The 17779-nt window shown below is 47.9% G+C and carries 17 protein-coding genes; 11 read left to right on the plus strand and 6 right to left on the minus strand.

Annotated elements, in window-relative coordinates; all coding sequences use genetic code 11:
* Positions 1-15: 15 nt before the first annotated feature.
* Positions 16-213, plus strand: a complete 198-nt coding sequence (gene rpmI, locus L6468_RS03790; protein ID WP_091816336.1) for a 50S ribosomal protein L35 — start codon at positions 16-18, stop codon at positions 211-213.
* Between the two features lie 36 nt (positions 214-249).
* Positions 250-594: a 50S ribosomal protein L20 gene (rplT, locus tag L6468_RS03795; RefSeq protein WP_091816332.1), complete on the plus strand. Its 345-nt coding sequence runs from the start codon at positions 250-252 to the stop codon at positions 592-594.
* 114 nt (positions 595-708) lie between these two features.
* Here rplT and L6468_RS03800 read toward each other — a convergent pair whose 3' ends face one another.
* From L6468_RS03800 to rfbA, 3 genes are read right to left on the minus strand one after another with little or no spacing between them, the layout of a single operon-like run.
* The gene (locus L6468_RS03800; RefSeq protein ID WP_091816330.1) at positions 709-1152 is read right to left on the minus strand and encodes a BT0820 family HAD-type phosphatase; all 444 of its coding nucleotides are present in this window, start codon (positions 1150-1152) and stop codon (positions 709-711) included.
* 13 nt (positions 1153-1165) lie between these two features.
* On the minus strand, positions 1166-3727 hold the full coding sequence (locus tag L6468_RS03805) for a GumC family protein (RefSeq protein ID WP_237795469.1): 2562 nt from the start codon (positions 3725-3727) through the stop codon (positions 1166-1168).
* 43 nt (positions 3728-3770) lie between these two features.
* Positions 3771-4646 carry a glucose-1-phosphate thymidylyltransferase RfbA gene (gene rfbA, locus L6468_RS03810; protein WP_237795476.1) on the minus strand — a complete coding sequence of 292 codons (876 nt, stop codon included), beginning with the start codon at positions 4644-4646 and terminating at the stop codon, positions 3771-3773.
* 122 nt (positions 4647-4768) lie between these two features.
* Here rfbA and L6468_RS03815 point away from each other — a divergent pair, with 122 nt between their 5' ends.
* From L6468_RS03815 to rny, 4 genes are all read left to right on the plus strand, one after another.
* Positions 4769-5398 carry a DUF8491 family protein gene (locus tag L6468_RS03815; protein ID WP_237795478.1) on the plus strand — a complete coding sequence of 210 codons (630 nt, stop codon included), beginning with the start codon at positions 4769-4771 and terminating at the stop codon, positions 5396-5398.
* Positions 5399-5477: 79 nt separating this feature from the next.
* Entirely contained in the window at positions 5478-5777 is a 300-nt protein-coding gene (locus tag L6468_RS03820) for a hypothetical protein (RefSeq protein WP_091816319.1), read from the plus strand.
* Positions 5778-5791: 14 nt separating this feature from the next.
* Positions 5792-6097, plus strand: coding sequence for a cell division protein ZapA (locus tag L6468_RS03825; protein WP_091816316.1), 306 nt, complete (start codon positions 5792-5794; stop codon positions 6095-6097).
* 63 nt (positions 6098-6160) lie between these two features.
* Positions 6161-7705, plus strand: a complete 1545-nt coding sequence (rny, locus tag L6468_RS03830; protein ID WP_091816312.1) for a ribonuclease Y — start codon at positions 6161-6163, stop codon at positions 7703-7705.
* A 99-nt stretch (positions 7706-7804) separates the two neighbouring features.
* On the opposite strand, the gene L6468_RS03835 is transcribed toward rny, so the two are convergent.
* Positions 7805-8194 (minus strand): DUF1573 domain-containing protein, encoded by a 390-nt coding sequence (locus L6468_RS03835; protein ID WP_091816308.1) that lies wholly within the window; start codon positions 8192-8194, stop codon positions 7805-7807.
* 21 nt (positions 8195-8215) lie between these two features.
* Entirely contained in the window at positions 8216-9367 is a 1152-nt protein-coding gene (locus tag L6468_RS03840) for a glycoside hydrolase family 88/105 protein (protein ID WP_237795480.1), read from the minus strand.
* A gap of 149 nt (positions 9368-9516) precedes the next feature.
* On the opposite strand from L6468_RS03840, the gene aspS reads away from it, so the two are divergent.
* From aspS to L6468_RS03855, 3 genes are all read left to right on the plus strand, one after another.
* Positions 9517-11277 (plus strand): aspartate--tRNA ligase, encoded by a 1761-nt coding sequence (aspS, locus tag L6468_RS03845; protein WP_237795482.1) that lies wholly within the window; start codon positions 9517-9519, stop codon positions 11275-11277.
* 112 nt (positions 11278-11389) lie between these two features.
* The gene (locus L6468_RS03850) at positions 11390-11701 is read left to right on the plus strand and encodes a winged helix-turn-helix domain-containing protein (RefSeq protein WP_091816301.1); all 312 of its coding nucleotides are present in this window, start codon (positions 11390-11392) and stop codon (positions 11699-11701) included.
* A 67-nt stretch (positions 11702-11768) separates the two neighbouring features.
* The gene (locus L6468_RS03855) at positions 11769-12113 is read left to right on the plus strand and encodes a hypothetical protein (protein ID WP_091816298.1); all 345 of its coding nucleotides are present in this window, start codon (positions 11769-11771) and stop codon (positions 12111-12113) included.
* 2 nt (positions 12114-12115) lie between these two features.
* Here the strand turns inward: L6468_RS03855 and L6468_RS03860 are convergent, their stop codons facing one another.
* Positions 12116-12730 carry an acyltransferase gene (locus tag L6468_RS03860; protein WP_237795484.1) on the minus strand — a complete coding sequence of 205 codons (615 nt, stop codon included), beginning with the start codon at positions 12728-12730 and terminating at the stop codon, positions 12116-12118.
* A 78-nt stretch (positions 12731-12808) separates the two neighbouring features.
* On the opposite strand from L6468_RS03860, the gene mfd reads away from it, so the two are divergent.
* Both mfd and L6468_RS03870 read left to right on the plus strand, forming a co-directional pair.
* The gene (mfd, locus tag L6468_RS03865) at positions 12809-16237 is read left to right on the plus strand and encodes a transcription-repair coupling factor (protein ID WP_237795486.1); all 3429 of its coding nucleotides are present in this window, start codon (positions 12809-12811) and stop codon (positions 16235-16237) included.
* 8 nt (positions 16238-16245) lie between these two features.
* The gene (locus L6468_RS03870) at positions 16246-17634 is read left to right on the plus strand and encodes a sulfatase-like hydrolase/transferase (RefSeq protein WP_237795488.1); all 1389 of its coding nucleotides are present in this window, start codon (positions 16246-16248) and stop codon (positions 17632-17634) included.
* The last annotated feature ends 145 nt before the right edge of the window (positions 17635-17779 follow it).

The raw sequence follows: 17779 nt of genomic DNA on the forward strand, positions 1-17779 counted from the left end.
TAAAATTAAAAAACAATGCCAAAAGTAAAGACAAATTCCGGTGCTAAGAAGAGATTCTCATTCACTGGTACAGGTAAGGTTAAGAGACATCACGCTTACCACAGTCACATTCTGACTAAGAAGACCAAGAAACAGAAGCGTAACTTGGTAGGTTCAACAATCGTTGATCAGACCAACATGAAGCAGGTTCGTGACCTGTTGTGTCTCCGCTAATTAACCCTATTGTCTAACATTTAAAGTAAAGAAACTATGCCAAGATCAGTAAATCACGTTGCATCACGTGCAAAACGTAAGAGAATCCTGAAACTTACTCGCGGTTACTTCGGTGCCCGCAAGAATGTTTGGACAGTAGCGAAGAACACCTGGGAGAAGGGTCTGACCTACGCTTATCGCGATCGTCGTAATAAGAAGCGCAACTTCCGCGCACTGTGGATCCAGCGTATCAACGCTGCCGCTCGCCTGGAGGGTATGAGCTATTCTAAGCTGATGGGTGCTCTGTCAAAGGCTGGTATCGAGATCAACCGTAAGGTGCTCGCTGACCTCGCCCTGAACAACCCCGAGGCTTTCAAGGCTATCGTTGCAAAGGTGAAGTAAATTGCATTTGAAGCAAGAAAAAAGATAACCGCCGGCATTGCCGACGGTTATTTTTTTTATTCCTAAGTGTATTGGCTTGTCTGTCTTAAGCGGTAGAGAAACCGCTGAGGCCGTTTAGAACGGCCACCAGCTCTTCTTTTTCTTGGAGTGCCTGTCTTCGTAGGCGTCCATCCTGTAATGGCTTACCTCCTCGTCGATAATATCGTTCCACGTCTTGTGTCTGGATATCATACGATAGATGGTGCCCCAGTCGGGGAGACCGCCAAGATTGCGGTCGTCAATCCATACGTCGGCCTTCAGCTTACGTGAGAAATGCTGGTTGTTTTCTGTGCTTTCCTCAGGGTAGTCGCGATTGACGGCGTAGAACTCCACGCCACGCTCCTTACACCAGTTAACAGCGTCTTCCAATAGCTTGCCCTCGCGAACCGACCACAGAATGACTCTGTGGTGGTCCTTGATGAGCATCTTCAGTGTGTCAATGGCAAAGGGAATCTCCTTGCCAATCTCAGGATATCTGTGCTCGACGATGGTACCGTCAAAATCAACAGCAATAATCATATTTACTTCTTACTTATTTCTTGATAGAGTTATCGTCCTTGTTGCCGTAATGGCTCTCGTTGTAGTTGCCATAGTTGCCATAGCTTCCGTATGAACTGCCGTAGCCGTAGCGTCCGTAGCGGCCATAGCCATAACCGTATGCATAGCGTCCGTACTTACCATACTTACCATAGCCGTAGTAGTAGCCGTACTTCTTCTTTGACATGTCGATACCGTTGATGACAAGGCACATGTTAGGCAACTTCTCTTCCTTCTTCAGGGTGTTGATCATGCCGAAGCTTGACTTTGGTGTGTAGTCGGCACGGCAAACGTATACGGTGACGTCTGCATAATGGCCAATCTGGAAGGTATCGGTTACCAGACCAACAGGTGCGGTATCGAGGATGATATAGTCGTACTGTTTGCGGAGCATATCCATGATCTGTCTCATGTTGTCGCGTGCCAGCAACTCTGTGGGGTTTGGAGGCGTAGGACCAGCCAGCAACAGGTCAAGGTTGGCATTGACGCCTGATGATCTGATCTGTGACTTCAGGTCTTCTTCGTCAATCTTGTCCTTCACAAGCAGTGAGGTGATACCGATGGTACGGTCCTTGATGTCAAACAGGCGGCCCAGGGCTGGCTTACGGATATCGAGACCAAGCAGAATGGTCTTCTTTCCGAGCAGTGCGAAACTGACGGCCAGGTTGGCTGCGTTGAAGGTCTTACCCTCACCAGAGGTTGACGAGGTGAACAGGATAGCCTTGTCGTTCTCCTTCATCAGGAACTGGATATTCGTACGCATGCTACGGAATATCTCGTCGGTCTGGTTGTTCTTGTTCTCGTGTACCACGATACCTGCAGCTGTCTTTGCATCCTCATTGGCAATAGCCACGTCGGCCACGATGGGAATGTCTGTCAGGCGCATCACGTCCTCATGACCTTCAATCTTATAGCGCAGGAACTGCAACAGGTAGGTGATGAGCAGAGGAAGGGCCAAGCCTAATACGATTGCAACAAGAAGAATGATGGCATCCTTAGGACTTACCTTGCCACCGAAAGCGGGTTCGTCGATAAGGCGGCCTTTGTCTGCAGTAGCAGCCAGTGAGATAGAATTCTCCTCACGCTTCTGGAGCAACATCAGGTAAAGGCCTGACATCACATCCTGCTGACGGCCAATCTCGGTCAGGATACGCTCCTGCTCAGGTGCATTGACAATCTTCGTCTGGTATTCGTTGTATTGCTTCTCGACGCCCTGACGAGCAATGTCGGCTGTGCGACGTGCCTGTCGGAGGGCTTCCTTGATACTCTCACCCAGTTCATCCAGTAATTTAGTCAAGGGCTCTACCTTTGGCGAAATCCCTGATGCAGAAGCCAGCAGATGGTTGCGGTCTAATACGGTCTTGTTGTACTGTGAGATAAGCGCATTGGATGCCGCATCCTCCATACCAACATTAGAGGGGATGATCTGGTATTTGTTGTTGGGGTTCTGGACATACTTGCTCAGATCGTCCAGAATCATAATCTGTGTATTAGCCTTTGACAGTTCGCCATAATACTGGTTAACCTGTGTCATGGTCTGCGTAGCATCCAGTCTCATCTGCACCAGATTGTTGTTGCGCTTGTAGACCTCCAGTTTGCTTTCCGTAGTACCCAACTCCTCGGAAATCTTCTCAAGACGGGAATTGATGAATTCCTCAGTCTTGTAGGCAATCTCGTTCTTGTCGGCATTGGCCTGACGGTTATAGACAACAGCCAGGTGCTTCAGGTAGTCCAGGGCACGCTCTGCGCTTTGGTCTCTGATGGTCAACTGTGCTATAGAGGTCTGCTTGGAGGTAGGCGCAATGTTGATGATCTTGGCGTATGAAGCAGCCATGCTCTTGGGTGATCTCACGGTGACAATCCAGGATGTGGTCTTTTCTTCAGCCTCTTTTGCTTCTCCCTTCATGGCTCTCTTGGCGCGTTTGCTTAACTGCTCCAACTCCAGGTTCTCTGTAAAGGTCAGTGTACCGTAAGGTGTCTCAACGCTGGCGGGCAGTGACTTGAACGAGCCTTCGAATTTGGCTTCCTTGAGTCCCTGAACCTTGTAGGTCTTGCCTTCTTTGATAAGACGGAAGCTGAATGCTCTCTTCAATGTGTTGTCAAGATCATCCAAATCGTCAGTCGGCATGTCCACGTTGATAGGCTGGTTCTTATATACCAATGGGTTAGTAATACGGCCTTCAGTGCGGTATTCTACATAAAGGTGGAGGTCCTTGACGACTTCAAGGGCCAGAATGCGTGATTTCAGAATCTCAATCTCATTGTCGATACCTGCTGAGTTGGTGATGAAACCGAGGTCTTGCATGTTGGCCAGCATCTGGCCGTTGCTGCGTCGGTTGTTTGTCTCATCCTTAATCAGCATTTTTGCGGATACTTCATATACAGCAGGCTGATAGCGCAGGTAGAGGTATGCGCCGGCAATAAAGATGATGAGTGACACCAAAAACCATTGCCAGTTTAATACCAGCAGGGTAAAGATAGTCTTAATGTCAAATGAAGACTCTTCTTCTTGTAGTCCGTTTTCTAAAGGTGATTCAATGGTTTTATTTTCTTCCATTTCTTTTACCGATTATATTATATGTATACTAGGTTATTGATATTTAATTCTGTGCCAATTGGAGCAAATACTGTCCATAGCCGTTCTTTATCATAGGCTGGGCCAGTTTCTTGAGCTGCTCCTTATTGATCCATCCGCGCTTGTAGGCAATCTCTTCCAGACAGGCAACTTTCAGTCCCTGTCGCTTCTCGATGACCTCGATAAACGTGCTGGCTTCAGCCAGGGAGTCGTGTGTACCGGTATCCAGCCATGCGAATCCGCGCTGCAGTGTCTGTACCTTCAGTTTCTTCTGGGCCAGGTACTCCTGGTTCACTGTGGTGATTTCCAGTTCTCCGCGTGCGCTGGGCTTGATGTTCTGTGCAATATCAACCACGCTGTTGGGGTAGAAATACAAACCAACAACGGCGTAGTTTGACTTAGGATGCTCAGGCTTCTCTTCAATGCTCAGGCAGTTGCCTTCTTTGTCGAATTCTGCAACACCATAGCGCTCGGGGTCGTTGACATAGTAGCCAAAGACAGTAGCGAGGCCGTTCTTCTCTGCATTTTCAACACTCTGGCGAAGCAGACCGCTGAAACCTGAACCATAGAAGATGTTGTCACCGAGGACAAGACAGACACAGTCGTCTCCAATAAACTCCTTACCGATGATGAAAGCCTGTGCCAAACCGTCGGGAGATGGTTGCTCGGCATATTCGAAATGTACGCCAATCTCGCTGCCGTCGCCAAGAAGCCGGCGGAAACCGGGAAGGTCGTGCGGTGTCGAAATGATTAGAATATCGCGTATCCCAGCTAGCATAAGTGCTGATATGGGATAGTAAATCATCGGTTTGTCAAAAATTGGAATCAGTTGTTTGCTGATGCCTTTTGTGATGGGGTAGAGGCGTGTTCCACTTCCACCTGCTAATACAATTCCTTTCATAAATATAACGTTATACGGCTGCAAAGGTAAGCATTTTTTTCTTCATAAGCATCTTTTTGCTAGGAAAAATACGACTTTGTCGATAAAAAAGTGTAACTTTGCAGCCGATTTAAGACTTAATTATGGGAATATTTTCAAATCTTTTCGGTCGCAAGTCGGCCGATACCGAACAAAAAGTGGGTGGCATGGAGGATTTTATGACCCTTATCCGAGTATATTTTCAGGCTGTGATCGCCTCAGATCTTGGTATCACTAATCTGAATGCACTGCCCGATTTGCGCGTGTTTAAAGTGACTTTGCGTGTACCAACACAAGGTGGAAAACTTGGACTTGGTGAAAAGGCACGTTGTAAGAAAATGTTGAAGGAACTCTATGAGATGGATGATGACTTCTTTAAGGAGATTGACCAGAGTATCCGTCACCGCTGTAAGAAGATTCAGGATGTGCAGACTTATCTGCTGCAGTTCCAGACTTATGTACAGGATGTGATGATGCTGTCTGGTAACCTGATGAAGTTCAAGCTTCGTCTTCCCAGTTTCTTTAAGGGTGCAATCCGTACTGCAACGGAAAAGACCGTTCATGACATCTTTACGAAGAATGACTACAAGGATGCCAGCGTACTGAAAACGGTGGTCTCTGTACGTGAGCTCGACAAGCGCCTCGGTTTCTCTGAGAAATGGACTACCGACTTCGTTTATCGTGTAGTGATGCTTGCAAAGAAGGAAAAGCAGCCTCAAACTGACGCTAAATAATTAATAAATATTAAATATCTTTCAAAATGGTAGGCAAATTAACTAATTTTGTCTACTTTTGTGGGATAAAAGAGTAGTTATGGCCCAGAATGAAAAAGTTTTAGCCAACTTCCAAACCCGCATGCGGCAGATGATTCTTCGGTTCCAGGAACTGAAGAAGGAAAATGCCGACCTTTATGCAATGGTTGAGGATGGAGAGCAGCGTGTCAAGCAGCTCGAGGAGAAACTGGCTCAGCAGGAGCGTGACTACCAGTCGCTGAAGATGGCCCGCATGATGGAAATCACTGATGGTGACTTGGATGGCGCTAAGGAGCGTGTTGCCAAGTTGATTAGGGATGTGAATAAATGTATTGCCGTATTGAGCGACGAGAACGAGTAACTGACGAGAAGAAAATGGCAGAGGGAAACAAACTCAATATAACGTTGCACGTCTATGACGAAGACATTCCAATGGTACTTCATAATCGTGAAGACGAGGAGTACTATCGTGCAGCAGCCAAACTCATCACCGAGCGCTATGGAGCCTATGCACAGGTTTACAAAGGGCGCAAGAGTGATCATACTATCGCGTTGATGACACTCATCGAGATTGCATTGCGCTATGAAAAGGAGTTGGGCAAAAATGATACAGCACCTTATGATAATATTCTCGCTCAGTTGACTTCGGAAGTTGAAGAAGCGTTGAAAAGTGAAAAGTAATGATGTGCTTTCGCTTGGAGAGAGAATATTAACAATCTAAATATATATGTATTATAATTAACTATGGTGGATTTAATTTTTGTGGTATTAATAGCCGTAGCAACCTTCATTATTGGAGGATTGTGCGGATATTTTGTTTTCCTTAAGGTCCTCAAGGGAAAATACAACACGATGGTCGATTCGGCTAATAAGGAGGCTGAGGTCATCAAAGAGAAAAAGCTGTTGGAAGTTAAGGAGAAGTTCCTCAACAAAAAGAGTGAGCTCGAGAAAGAGGTACAGCAGCGTAACCAGCACATCCAGCAGAGTGAGAATCGCCTGAAACAACGTGAGATTTCACTGAACCAACGCCAGGAGGAGCTGGGACGTCGTAAGAACGATCTTGACAACCAGCAGCAGCGCATTGACAATGAGAAAAAGGCATTGGCATTGAAGCAGGATGAACTGGGTAAGATGCAGCAGAAAGAGCGCGAGAAGCTGGAGGAACTCTCTGGACTGAGCGCAGAGGAAGCTAAGAACCGCCTGGTAGAGGCCATGAAGGACGAGGCCCGTACCGATGCTGCAGCTTATGTGAATGAGATTATGGACGAGGCCAAGCTGAATGCGAATGCACAGGCAAAGAAAATTGTGATTCAGACCATCCAGCGAGTAGCTACTGAAACCGCCATTGAGAACAGTGTATCTGTATTCCATATTGATAATGATGACGTAAAAGGCCGTGTGATTGGTCGTGAGGGTAGAAATATCCGTGCACTGGAGGCCGCCTGTGGTGTAGAAATCGTTGTTGACGATACACCTGAGGCTATCGTTATCAGTGGTTTTGACCCCGTTCGTCGTGAGGTATGTCGTCTGGCTCTCCATCAGTTGGTTAGCGATGGCCGTATCCACCCCGCTCGTATTGAAGAGGTTGTGGCAAAGGTTAAGAAACAGCTTGACAACGAGATTATTGAGACTGGTAAGCGTACAGCTATCGACTTGGGTATCCACGGCCTGCATCCTGAACTGGTACGTATCATCGGTAAGATGAAGTATCGCTCAAGTTATGGACAGAACCTGTTGCAGCATGCACGTGAGACCGCAAACCTCTGTGCTGTGATGGCTTCAGAGCTTGGCTTGAATCCCAAGAAGGCAAAGCGTGCCGGTTTGCTCCACGATATTGGTAAGGTGCCCGATGAGGAGAGTGAGATGCCTCACGCACTGTATGGCGCTAAGATTGCCGAGAAATACAAGGAGAAACCCGATATCTGCAATGCTATTGGTGCTCACCACGATGAGATGGAGATGCAGACACTGCTGGCTCCTATCGTTCAGGTTTGCGATGCTATCAGTGGTGCTCGTCCTGGTGCACGTCGTGAGATCGTAGAGGCTTACATCAAGCGTCTGAATGATCTTGAGGCTATTGCCATGAGCTATCCTGGCGTTACCAAGACCTACGCTATTCAGGCTGGTCGTGAGCTTCGTGTGATTGTCGGTGCAGACAAGATGGATGATGCCGAGACAGAGGCACTGAGCGGCGAGATTGCTACAAAGATTCAGAATGAGATGACCTATCCCGGTCAGGTGAAGATTACCGTGATTCGCGAGACAAGATCTGTAGCTTACGCTAAGTAAGGGAATAGGGATAAACTAAAAGTGAAAAATTTGCTACCGCGCGCCTGCTTTCAGGACAGCGGTAGCAAATTTTTTACTTTTCACTTTTACTTTTTACCTTTATTTCGCTTCTTCCATATCACCTTCGATATAGAGTCGGGTCATTTCTGTGACGCCGTTGGTGCGTACGGTGATAGACTTCTTGAAGTGTCCGGGGAACTTACCTGTGCCATTGTAGGTTACTGTAATCTCACCCTTTTCACCTGGCTGGATGGGTTTCTTGGTGTATTCGGGCACCGTGCATCCGCAAGAAGCAATAGCTTGGTTAATTACTAACGGCGTCTCGCCGATGTTCTGGAAGGCAAAGGTGCAAGTGACGATAGGATCCTTCTCCGAGAATTTTCCGAAGTTGTGGGTTAGCTTGTCAAACTTGATCTCAGCCTTCTTCTGTGCCATTGCGAAAGTCATTCCGCAAATGAGCATCATCGTGATAAGCAATACTTTTTTCATAAGTCGATCGTCTTTAGTTATTTATTTGACGTTGTTCTTCTGTAATAGTTTAAAATATTCCGTAGCGCCCAACAGGAAACAGCCAGTGCCGTAATCCTCGAAGTCGGGAACCTTGGTGTAACTCAGGGGCTGACCGGCAGAGGGGTCTTTGCCTGTGCCCTGCATCCAGCCCAGGAAACCGTCCTGATGAACTGCATCGCGTACCATAGCCGTCCAGGCTTTGTCGCACACAGGACTATAGACCTTTGCTTTCAGGTAGCCTTTCTGAATGCCCCATGCCATGCCATAGAGGAACAGGGCCGTACCACTTGTCTCAGGCATCTCGTAGTTGGTTGATACCAAACTGGGATTCCAGAAACCATCCTCACGCTGACATTTGCGCAGACCCTCACTCATCAGGAGAAAGTCCTTCTTCAGTTCTTTGTATTCTTTTGACTTCTCGGGCAGCAGGTTCATGCAACGCACCAGCGCGGCATATACCCAACCGTTACCACGGCTCCAGTAGCAGTCCTTGTCGTCGGGCTCCTTGTAGGGAGGTACGTAGTCGGCATCACGCCACCACAGTCCGTCTTTCACATTAAACAGTCCACCGCCACATTCATTCCTGCTCCAGCGGTACATCTTCATACCGTGGTCCAGGTATTTCTTGTAGCCGGTCTCTTTATACATCTGCACATACAGTGGCATTGCCATCTGGATGGCGTCAATCCATGTCCACCAGCCATAGAGACTCTGATTCTTCTTGTTGGCCGTATGCATCTGGTAGTCAAGGTTCTCGCGGATATTCCTTATCTGCTCTTCCTTGTCCTTATTGCTGTAGGGCAACAGCTCTATGTAGGTCTGTCCACAGCATTGGTCGTCGGCATCACATGTATTCATGCCGTTTCTGGGGCTCCATTTGTGGAAATCGGCCCATGTCATTGCATAGTCTATGTAACGCTGCTGTGGGTCTATCTGTTGCAAGGCCATGAGTCCTTCGTAATAGACGGCACGCGTCCACAGATTAGACGGTCTTACCTTCTTGACGTTGGTGGGCAATGTCGGGTCGGCATACTTTGCCATGAAGTAGTCATTGGCCTTACGTGCTACGCTCAGCACGTCGTTGGCTGTTGTTTGTGCCATGGCTCCCAGTGTCATAATGGTAGCCAGCATCATTGTAGATAGTCTTTTCATTGTAGTCTTTTTGTCTCGTTTTTGGGTGCAAAGATACGAATAAGTGTGAGAAAAAACAAATAAATTATGAAAAGAAAACAAATTTCTTTTTGCATTTCGCTATCTTATTCGTACCTTTGCATCCCGAAAGTAAAAACATAATATATAAGATGTATAGGACTAAGACTTGTGGTGAGTTAAGACTCACCGATGCCGGCAATGAGGTGAAGCTCGCCGGATGGGTTCAGCGCACACGTAAGATGGGTGGTATGACCTTCGTTGACCTGCGCGACCGTTATGGAATCACACAGTTGGTGTTTGACGAGTCAAAGGATGCAGCTCTTTGTGAGCGTGCCAATAAACTGGGTCGTGAATTCTGTATCCAGGTGGTTGGTGTCGTGAGCGAGCGTCAGTCAAAGAACCCCAAGATGCCTACGGGTGATATTGAGATACTGGCTTCTGAGTTGAACGTGTTGAGCGAGAGCCTGACACCTCCGTTTACGATTGAAGACCAGACCGATGGTGGTGATGATATCCGCATGAAGTACCGCTATCTGGACTTGCGTCGTTCTGCTGTACGTAAGAACTTGGAATTGCGTCACAAGATGACCATCCTGATCCGTAACTTCCTTGATGCACAGAACTTCATTGAGGTTGAGACACCTATCCTGATTGGTTCTACTCCTGAAGGTGCCCGCGACTTCGTGGTGCCCAGTCGTATGAATCCTGGTCAGTTCTATGCATTGCCTCAGAGTCCTCAGACCTTGAAGCAGTTGCTGATGGTTTCCGGCTTCGACCGTTATTTCCAGATTGCCAAGTGTTTCCGTGATGAGGATTTACGTGCTGACCGTCAGCCTGAGTTTACGCAGATTGACTGTGAGATGTCTTTCGTAGAGCAGGAGGATGTGCTTCAGATTTTCGAGGATTTGGCCCGTCATCTCTTCAAGGAGATTCGTGGCATCGAGTTGCCTGCCCTGCAGCGCATGACCTGGCATGAGGCAATGCGTCGTTTCGGTTCTGACAAGCCCGACCTCCGTTTCGGTATGGAGTTCGTGGAGTTGATGGACGTTCTGAAGGGTACAGGTTCTTTCCCCGTGTTCAACGAAGCTAACTATATCGGTGGTATCTGTGTACCTGGTGCTGCTGATTATACCCGTAAGCAGCTCGACCAACTGACTGAGTTCGTGAAGCGTCCTCAGGTAGGTGCAAAGGGCTTGGTTTATGTGAAGTTCAATGCTGATGGCACTGTGAAGTCATCTATAGATAAGTTCTATGAGCCTGAGGTATGGCAGAAGGTGAAAGAGGCTATGGGCGCCAAGGATGGCGACCTCGTGCTGATTCTCTCTGGCGATAATGCCAACAAGACTCGCGTACAGCTCTGCACACTGCGTCTGGAGATGGGTGATCGTCTGGGGCTGCGTGACAAGGATAAGTTTGTGTGCTTGTGGATTGTTGACTTCCCCCTGTTCGAGTGGAGTGACGAGGAGCAGCGCCTGATGGCTACCCACCATCCGTTTACGATGCCTAACCCCGATGATATCCCCTTGCTCGATACCGATCCTGCCAAGGTGCGTGCCGTGGCTTACGACTTCGTATGTAATGGCGTAGAGGTAGGCGGTGGCTCACTGCGTATCCATGATGGCAAGCTGCAGGAGAAAATGTTCCAGATTCTGGGCTTCACGCCTGAGCGTGCCATGGCTCAGTTCGGCTTCCTCATTAATGCCTTTAAGTACGGTGCACCTCCTCATGCAGGTCTGGCCTTCGGTCTTGATCGCTTCGTGTCGTTGATGGCTGGCCTCGATAGTATTCGTGACTGTATTGCCTTCCCGAAGAATAATTCCGGACGCGACGTGATGCTTGATGCTCCAGGCGAACTCGACCCCAAACAGTTGGAGGAACTTCAGCTTAAAGTTGACCTGAGTCAAGAATAGTTAACATATTGCTAGAAACTTCGGTGTTTTAGTTAGTTTTCTTAACAAAAAGGCTTAATTTTGCTGTCGAATTGACAAATCAAATTCACAAAGACTTAATTTTATAACTATTATGGCAGAAAAAAAAGCTACTACAAAGAAGGCTGCTGAAACGAAGGAAGCTAAGGCTCCCGCAGCTAAGAAGGCAACTGCAACAAAGAAGGCCGCAGTAAAGGCTGAAGTTACAGCTGTTAACGCTGAGAACATTGGTTTCAAGGCAGGAGATGTTTATCAGGCTCTGGCAGCAGCGCAGAAGGCACTCAATGTAAAGGAGATTGCCAAGGCTGCAAAGATTACAGAAGAAGAGACTCTGCTCGGTCTCGGTTGGTTGTTCAAGGAGGGTAAGCTCCTGAGCACAGATGACAACAAGATTGTTCTGGCCTAAGAGACGGGCAAACGAAACAATAAGAAAAGGTCGGTAAGCACTGTATTACCGACCTTTTTTAGTGAAAATGACATACGAACAACAGATATTGCATATATTGTCAGAAGTAGGTGAGCGTGGCATCAGTGTGTCATTGCTGGCAAAACATGTGTATAACCTTAACTGCACTTTGTTTTCCCAGCCCGACCTTCAGGAGGTAAAGCAGTTTGTGCAGCAATACCTGTTGAAAAATTCAAAATCTTCCCTCTCATTGATTGAAAGTACCGGCCGTCGTGGCTATTACCGGCTGAATACCCAGAATAATGCCGATGCCCGTCAGCTGATGCTTGAATTTCGTGAGGAAGAGATAGAAATGGAGGAAGTTGAGGAAGAGAAGCCCAAACAGGATCTCTCACTCAGTCTGTTTGACTAGGATTAGTCGTCTCCCGTATTTATTTTCTTGATGATTCTTGCTGGAACACCACCCACAACGGTGTTCGTTGGAACGTCTGCCGTTACCACGGCACCTGCTGCAACTACTGCGTGTTGACCTATCGTGACACCTGGCAGGATAACGGCGTTGGCGCCAATCCAAACATCATCCTCTATCGTGACAGGATTTGTTGAGATGCCTTGCTCGTCGATACGTCTTGTCGTGTCACTGAAATTATGGTTCAGTGCTGTCACCGTGATACCTTGTGCCAGGTTAACGTGACTGCCAATAGTCACGGGACCGATAATCGTGTTGTGGATACCTATACGGGTATGGTCGCCAATGATGACATCACCTACGGCGTTGTTGATGCATGAATACGACTCAACCACGCTGTTCTGACCAAGTGAAAAAAGTCTGTAGGGTGGGGTGTCCATCCGTACGGACCAGTATATTTTTGAACCGCGTCCACGTTCTTGATAGAGAGGAGCCAACAGGCGGATGTACCATCGTGGTCTTGCGTCACGCTGGTTCATTATCAGATAGTCAATCCATCGCTTCAGTCGCGGATTGGCTTTCAGATTCTGTCTGATGTCCTCTTTCTTCTTCGTAACCATAGGATGATTTGATGCAAAAATACGTAGAATATTCGAGAATCCCAAATTTTTTTCCTAATTTTGCAGAAAATATCGAAAATGAATATTCAGGAACTACAAAAACTATACGCCAATCATCCTCAGGTGGTAGCCTTGTCAAAAGCCATAGGAAAATCTTCGTTAAAGTCGATTTCCCTTGATGGCCTCCTGGCTTCTTCCGCGCCGTTGGCCTTTAGTGCCCTGTCGCTGAAGATAGAGTCACGCCTGCTTTTTGTTATGCAGGACGCCGAGGAGGCCGGTTATTTCTATCACGACCTTTGTCAGGTGATGGGCGACAAGCAAGTACTCTTCTTTCCTTCCAGTTATAAGCGTGCCATTAAATACGGTCAGAAAGACCCTGCCAGCGAGATTCTTCGCACGGAGGTGCTCTCCCAGGCGACGCATCATAACCTGTTGTATATCGTGACTTATCCCGAGGCACTTGCCGAGATGGTGGTGACGCGAAAACAGTTGGACGCCCGCCGGTTGACCCTGGAACAGGATCAGTCGATGAGTGTGGATGTTATCTGTAAGACATTGCGTGAGTTCGGCTTCCGTGAGGTTGACTATGTCTATGAGCCGGGACAGTTTGCCCTGCGTGGTTCTATCCTTGACGTTTATTCGTATAGTCATGAGTTCCCTTTCCGTATCGATTTCTTTGGCGATGATATTGACTCGATCCGTACCTTCGAGGTAGAAAACCAATTGTCGAAAGAGCGATGTGATCATGTGGATATTGTACCAGAACTGACAGCTGAGGAGGAGAAAGAGTCAATCTTGAAGTTCCTTCCAGATGATACTTTGCTGGTTACGAAAGACCTGCAGTTTGTCCGTGAGTCCATAGAACGCACCTATCAGGAGGGCTTCTCGCAACAGGCCATGCAGGAACGTATGGCAGAGGCAACGGAGATGGAACAGCGCCAGATTGAAAAAGAGATGCGGCGTGACAGTCAGATTATTACCGGCTCGCAGTTCGCTCTGGATGCTGAGCCGTTCCGCAAGATTCTGTTGAAAGATGAGAAAAGTTCTGCCGTTATACGCTTCAATATCAAGCCCCAACCGCTTTTCCATAAGAACTTTGAACTGTTGACGCAGACTTTGGAGGACTATCTGCTGCAGGGTTTCAAGCTCTATATCCTGGCTGACAGTGCCAAGCAGCAGGAACGTCTGAAAGATATCTTTGCAGAGATGAAACAAGGTGTAGAGTTTATTCCCGTGGATAAGACCCTGCACGAGGGATTTGTTGATGCTGACGGACGCCTGTGCCTGTTCACCGACCACCAGATATTCGACCGCTTCCATAAATATAACCTTAAGAGTGACAAGGCCCGTAGTGGTAAGGTGGCACTTACACTGAAAGAGATTCAGCAATTCGAGATTGGTGACTATGTGGTACATGTGGACCATGGTATCGGAAAATTCGGCGGACTGGTCAGAATGCCTTTGCAGAACGGCGGTTTTCAGGAGATGATTAAAATTATCTATCAGCGTGGTGATGCGATCTATGTCAGTATTCATTCTTTATACAAGGTATCGAAATACAAGTCGCAAGAAGATGGTCAGCAGCCCCGCATGTCGACATTGGGTACTGGTCAGTGGGAACGTCTTAAGGAACGTACCAAGAAACATATCAAGGATATTGCCCGCGACCTTATCAAACTCTATGCAGCCCGTCGTCATCAGAAGGGATTCGCCTTCAGTCACGATACCTACTTACAGCATGAACTCGAGGCTTCGTTCCTCTACGAGGATACCCCCGACCAGCTCAAGGCTACACAGGACGTAAAGGCTGATATGGAGATGCAGAAGCCGATGGACCGACTGGTTTGCGGCGATGTGGGCTTTGGTAAGACTGAGGTGGCCGTACGTGCTGCCTTCAAGGCTGCTGTTGATGGAAAACAGGTGGCTGTGATGGTGCCTACCACGGTGTTGGCCTATCAGCATTACCGTACCTTCCAGGGCCGACTGAAGGATATGCCTGTCCGGGTGGATTATCTTACCCGTGCTCGTACTGCGAAACAGACCACCGCGCTGCTGAAAGACCTGGAAGAGGGTAAGGTGGATATCCTTATCGGTACGCATAAACTTATTAGTAAGAGCGTGAAGTTCAAGGATCTGGGACTTCTGATTATCGATGAGGAACAGAAATTCGGCGTGTCCACAAAGGAAAAACTGCGTCAGATGAAGACGAATGTGGATACCCTCACAATGAGTGCTACGCCAATTCCGCGTACCTTACAGTTCTCACTTGTCGGGGCCCGTGACCTCAGCGTCATCCAGACGCCTCCTCCTAATCGTTATCCTATTCAGACGGAGATACACACTTTCTCTGCCGAGATTATCACCGATGCCATCAACTTTGAGATGAGTCGTAATGGACAGGTCTATTTCGTGAATAACCGTATCAGTGACCTGACGCATATTGAGGAGATGATTCATAAGTATATCCCCGATTGTCGTGTGGCCATCGGTCATGGTCAGATGAAACCCGAGGAACTGGAGAAGATTATTCTCGACTTCTCTAACTACGACTACGATGTGCTTCTGTCTACCACCATCGTGGAGAATGGTATCGATATCCCCAATGCCAATACTATTATTATCAATAGTGCACAGTACTTTGGTCTTAGCGACCTGCACCAGATGCGTGGTCGTGTAGGTCGTGGAAATCGTAAGGCTTTCTGCTACTTGTTGGCACCGCCATTGTCGGCTCTGCCTGTAGATAGTCGTCGCCGACTGGAAGCTCTGGAGAATTTCTCTGACTTAGGCAGTGGCATCAATATCGCCATGCAGGACCTTGATATCCGTGGCGCAGGTAACCTGCTGGGTGCTGAACAGAGTGGTTTTATCTCTGATTTGGGTTATGAGACCTATCAGAAGATTCTGAATGAGGCTATGGTGGAATTGAGGAATGAGGAGCAGACTAATCCCCAACCCCTCTCAGAGATGGAAGGGGGAAGTCAGGCTCAAGAGCAGGGACTGCCTTCGTCCCTCCCTCGCAGGGAGGGGACTGGGGAGGGGCTGCCGGGAGATGGGCCTTTTGTCTCCGACTGTAACCTTGAGACTGATCTTGAGATGTATTTCCCCGACCAGTATGTGCCTTCTGACTCTGAACGTATGCTGCTCTATCGTGAACTGGACAATACACGTAATGATGAGGAGGTTGAGGCTTATTGCAAACGCCTCATAGACCGTTTCGGTCCTTTGCCCCCACAGGCAGAGGAACTGCTGCATGTGGTTGCTTTGCGCCGGTACGGCAAGGCCCTGGGATGTGAGAAGATTATGCTTAAACAGGGACGTATGTTCCTTTATTTCGTAAGTAATGCCCGCAGTCCGTTCTATCAGAGTGAGGCTTTCGGACGTATCATAACCTATGCCACCACGAATGTGCGTCGCTGTAATCTGCGTGAGCAAAATGGAAAACGCTCTATGGTGATTACCGATGTGCCTACTGTAGGTGAGGCTGTGAAAGTATTGAAACAAATTTGAATGTGCCCATGAACTATCGATTATTCCTGGCCTTGACGGGTGCTGTGGCGGCTGCTGAGGCTGAGGCACAGAAAGCAACTCCCGAGCGTCCGAACATTATCTTTATCCTGGCCGACGATATGGGCTATGGTGATTTGTCGTGCTTTGGTTCGAAGCATGTGAAGACGCCAAATATCGACCGCCTTTCAGAGACAGGTACTACTTTTACGCAGTGTTATGCAGGTAGTGGCATATCGAGTCCTTCGCGCTGTTCACTGATGACAGGCAAGCATACTGGTAACACCCGTATCCGGGATAACCAATGTCCTGTTGGTGGTATTCAGGGTGTGAAGATTAATGCGAATGGTGATACGACCTATATCCGTCGTACCAATCTGATGCCTTCAGATACGACCATTGCTACCGTCCTGGGTACGGCAGGCTATCGTACCTGTTTGGTGAATAAATGGCATCTTGATGGTTACGACCCTACGGCTTCGCCCAATCATAGGGGTTTCGATGAGTTCTATGGCTGGACCATTTCTACGGTCCACTCAAATTCTCCATATTATTACCCCTACTATCGCTTTGTTGGAGATTCGCTGACTACCATCGAGGAGAATGCTCATGATGCTCATGTGCGTCATAATACTGATATCTCTACTGATGATGCGATTGCTTTCATCGGACGTAACAAAGAACGCCCGTTTTTCCTTTATCTGGCTTATGATGCGCCTCACGAACCTTATATCATCGATGAGACTTCATGGTATGACGGACAGCAGGACTGGTCAATGAATACCAAACGCTATGCTTCGCTGATTACTCATATGGATCGTGCCATCGGACGGTTGCTGGCTTATCTTGACCGGGAGGGGTTACGTGAGAACACGCTTGTGATCTTTGCCTCTGACAATGGTGCTGCCGTACAGGCTCCGATTGCAGAACTTAATTGCAATGCAGGCTTTCATGGACGTAAGGGACAACTCTATGAGGGTGGTATCCGTGTGCCTATGATTGTGAATCAGCCTGGTCGTGTGCCTGTACAGAAACTGCAGAACCTCATTTATTTCCCTGATGTGATGCCAACGTTGGCTGCCCTCACGGGTTCGGAAAATAGTTTACCTCAGGGAATCAACGGCATCAATATCTTGCCGCTTTTCTACGGACAACCCGTAGATACCGACCACCGTATGCTCTATTGGGAGTTCACGGGTAAACAACGTGCAGCCCGTCTGGGCGACTGGAAATGCGTTACCATTAAGAAGAATGCACCGTTGGAGCTCTATAACCTGAAGGATGATCCTGAGGAACGGCATAACCTGGCTGATGAATACCCTGAGATGGTGAAGCGTTTCGACGAGGAGATGCGTCGTATGCATCAGCCTTCCGAGTGCTGGCCGTTGGATGGAGAATAATTGGTGCGACATTTTGTCTGTGTTATGTGTCATTTTGACTTAACTTTTTGCGTTGGCATTGATGTTGCCTTATTGTAATCGAGCAAGATGCTCAAAACAATAGAAACAACATTGTAAAACCAATAAAAAAACATTAGGAGGACAA

The sequence above is a fragment of the Prevotella communis genome, from assembly GCF_022024115.1.
Lineage (GTDB): Bacteria > Bacteroidota > Bacteroidia > Bacteroidales > Bacteroidaceae > Prevotella > Prevotella communis.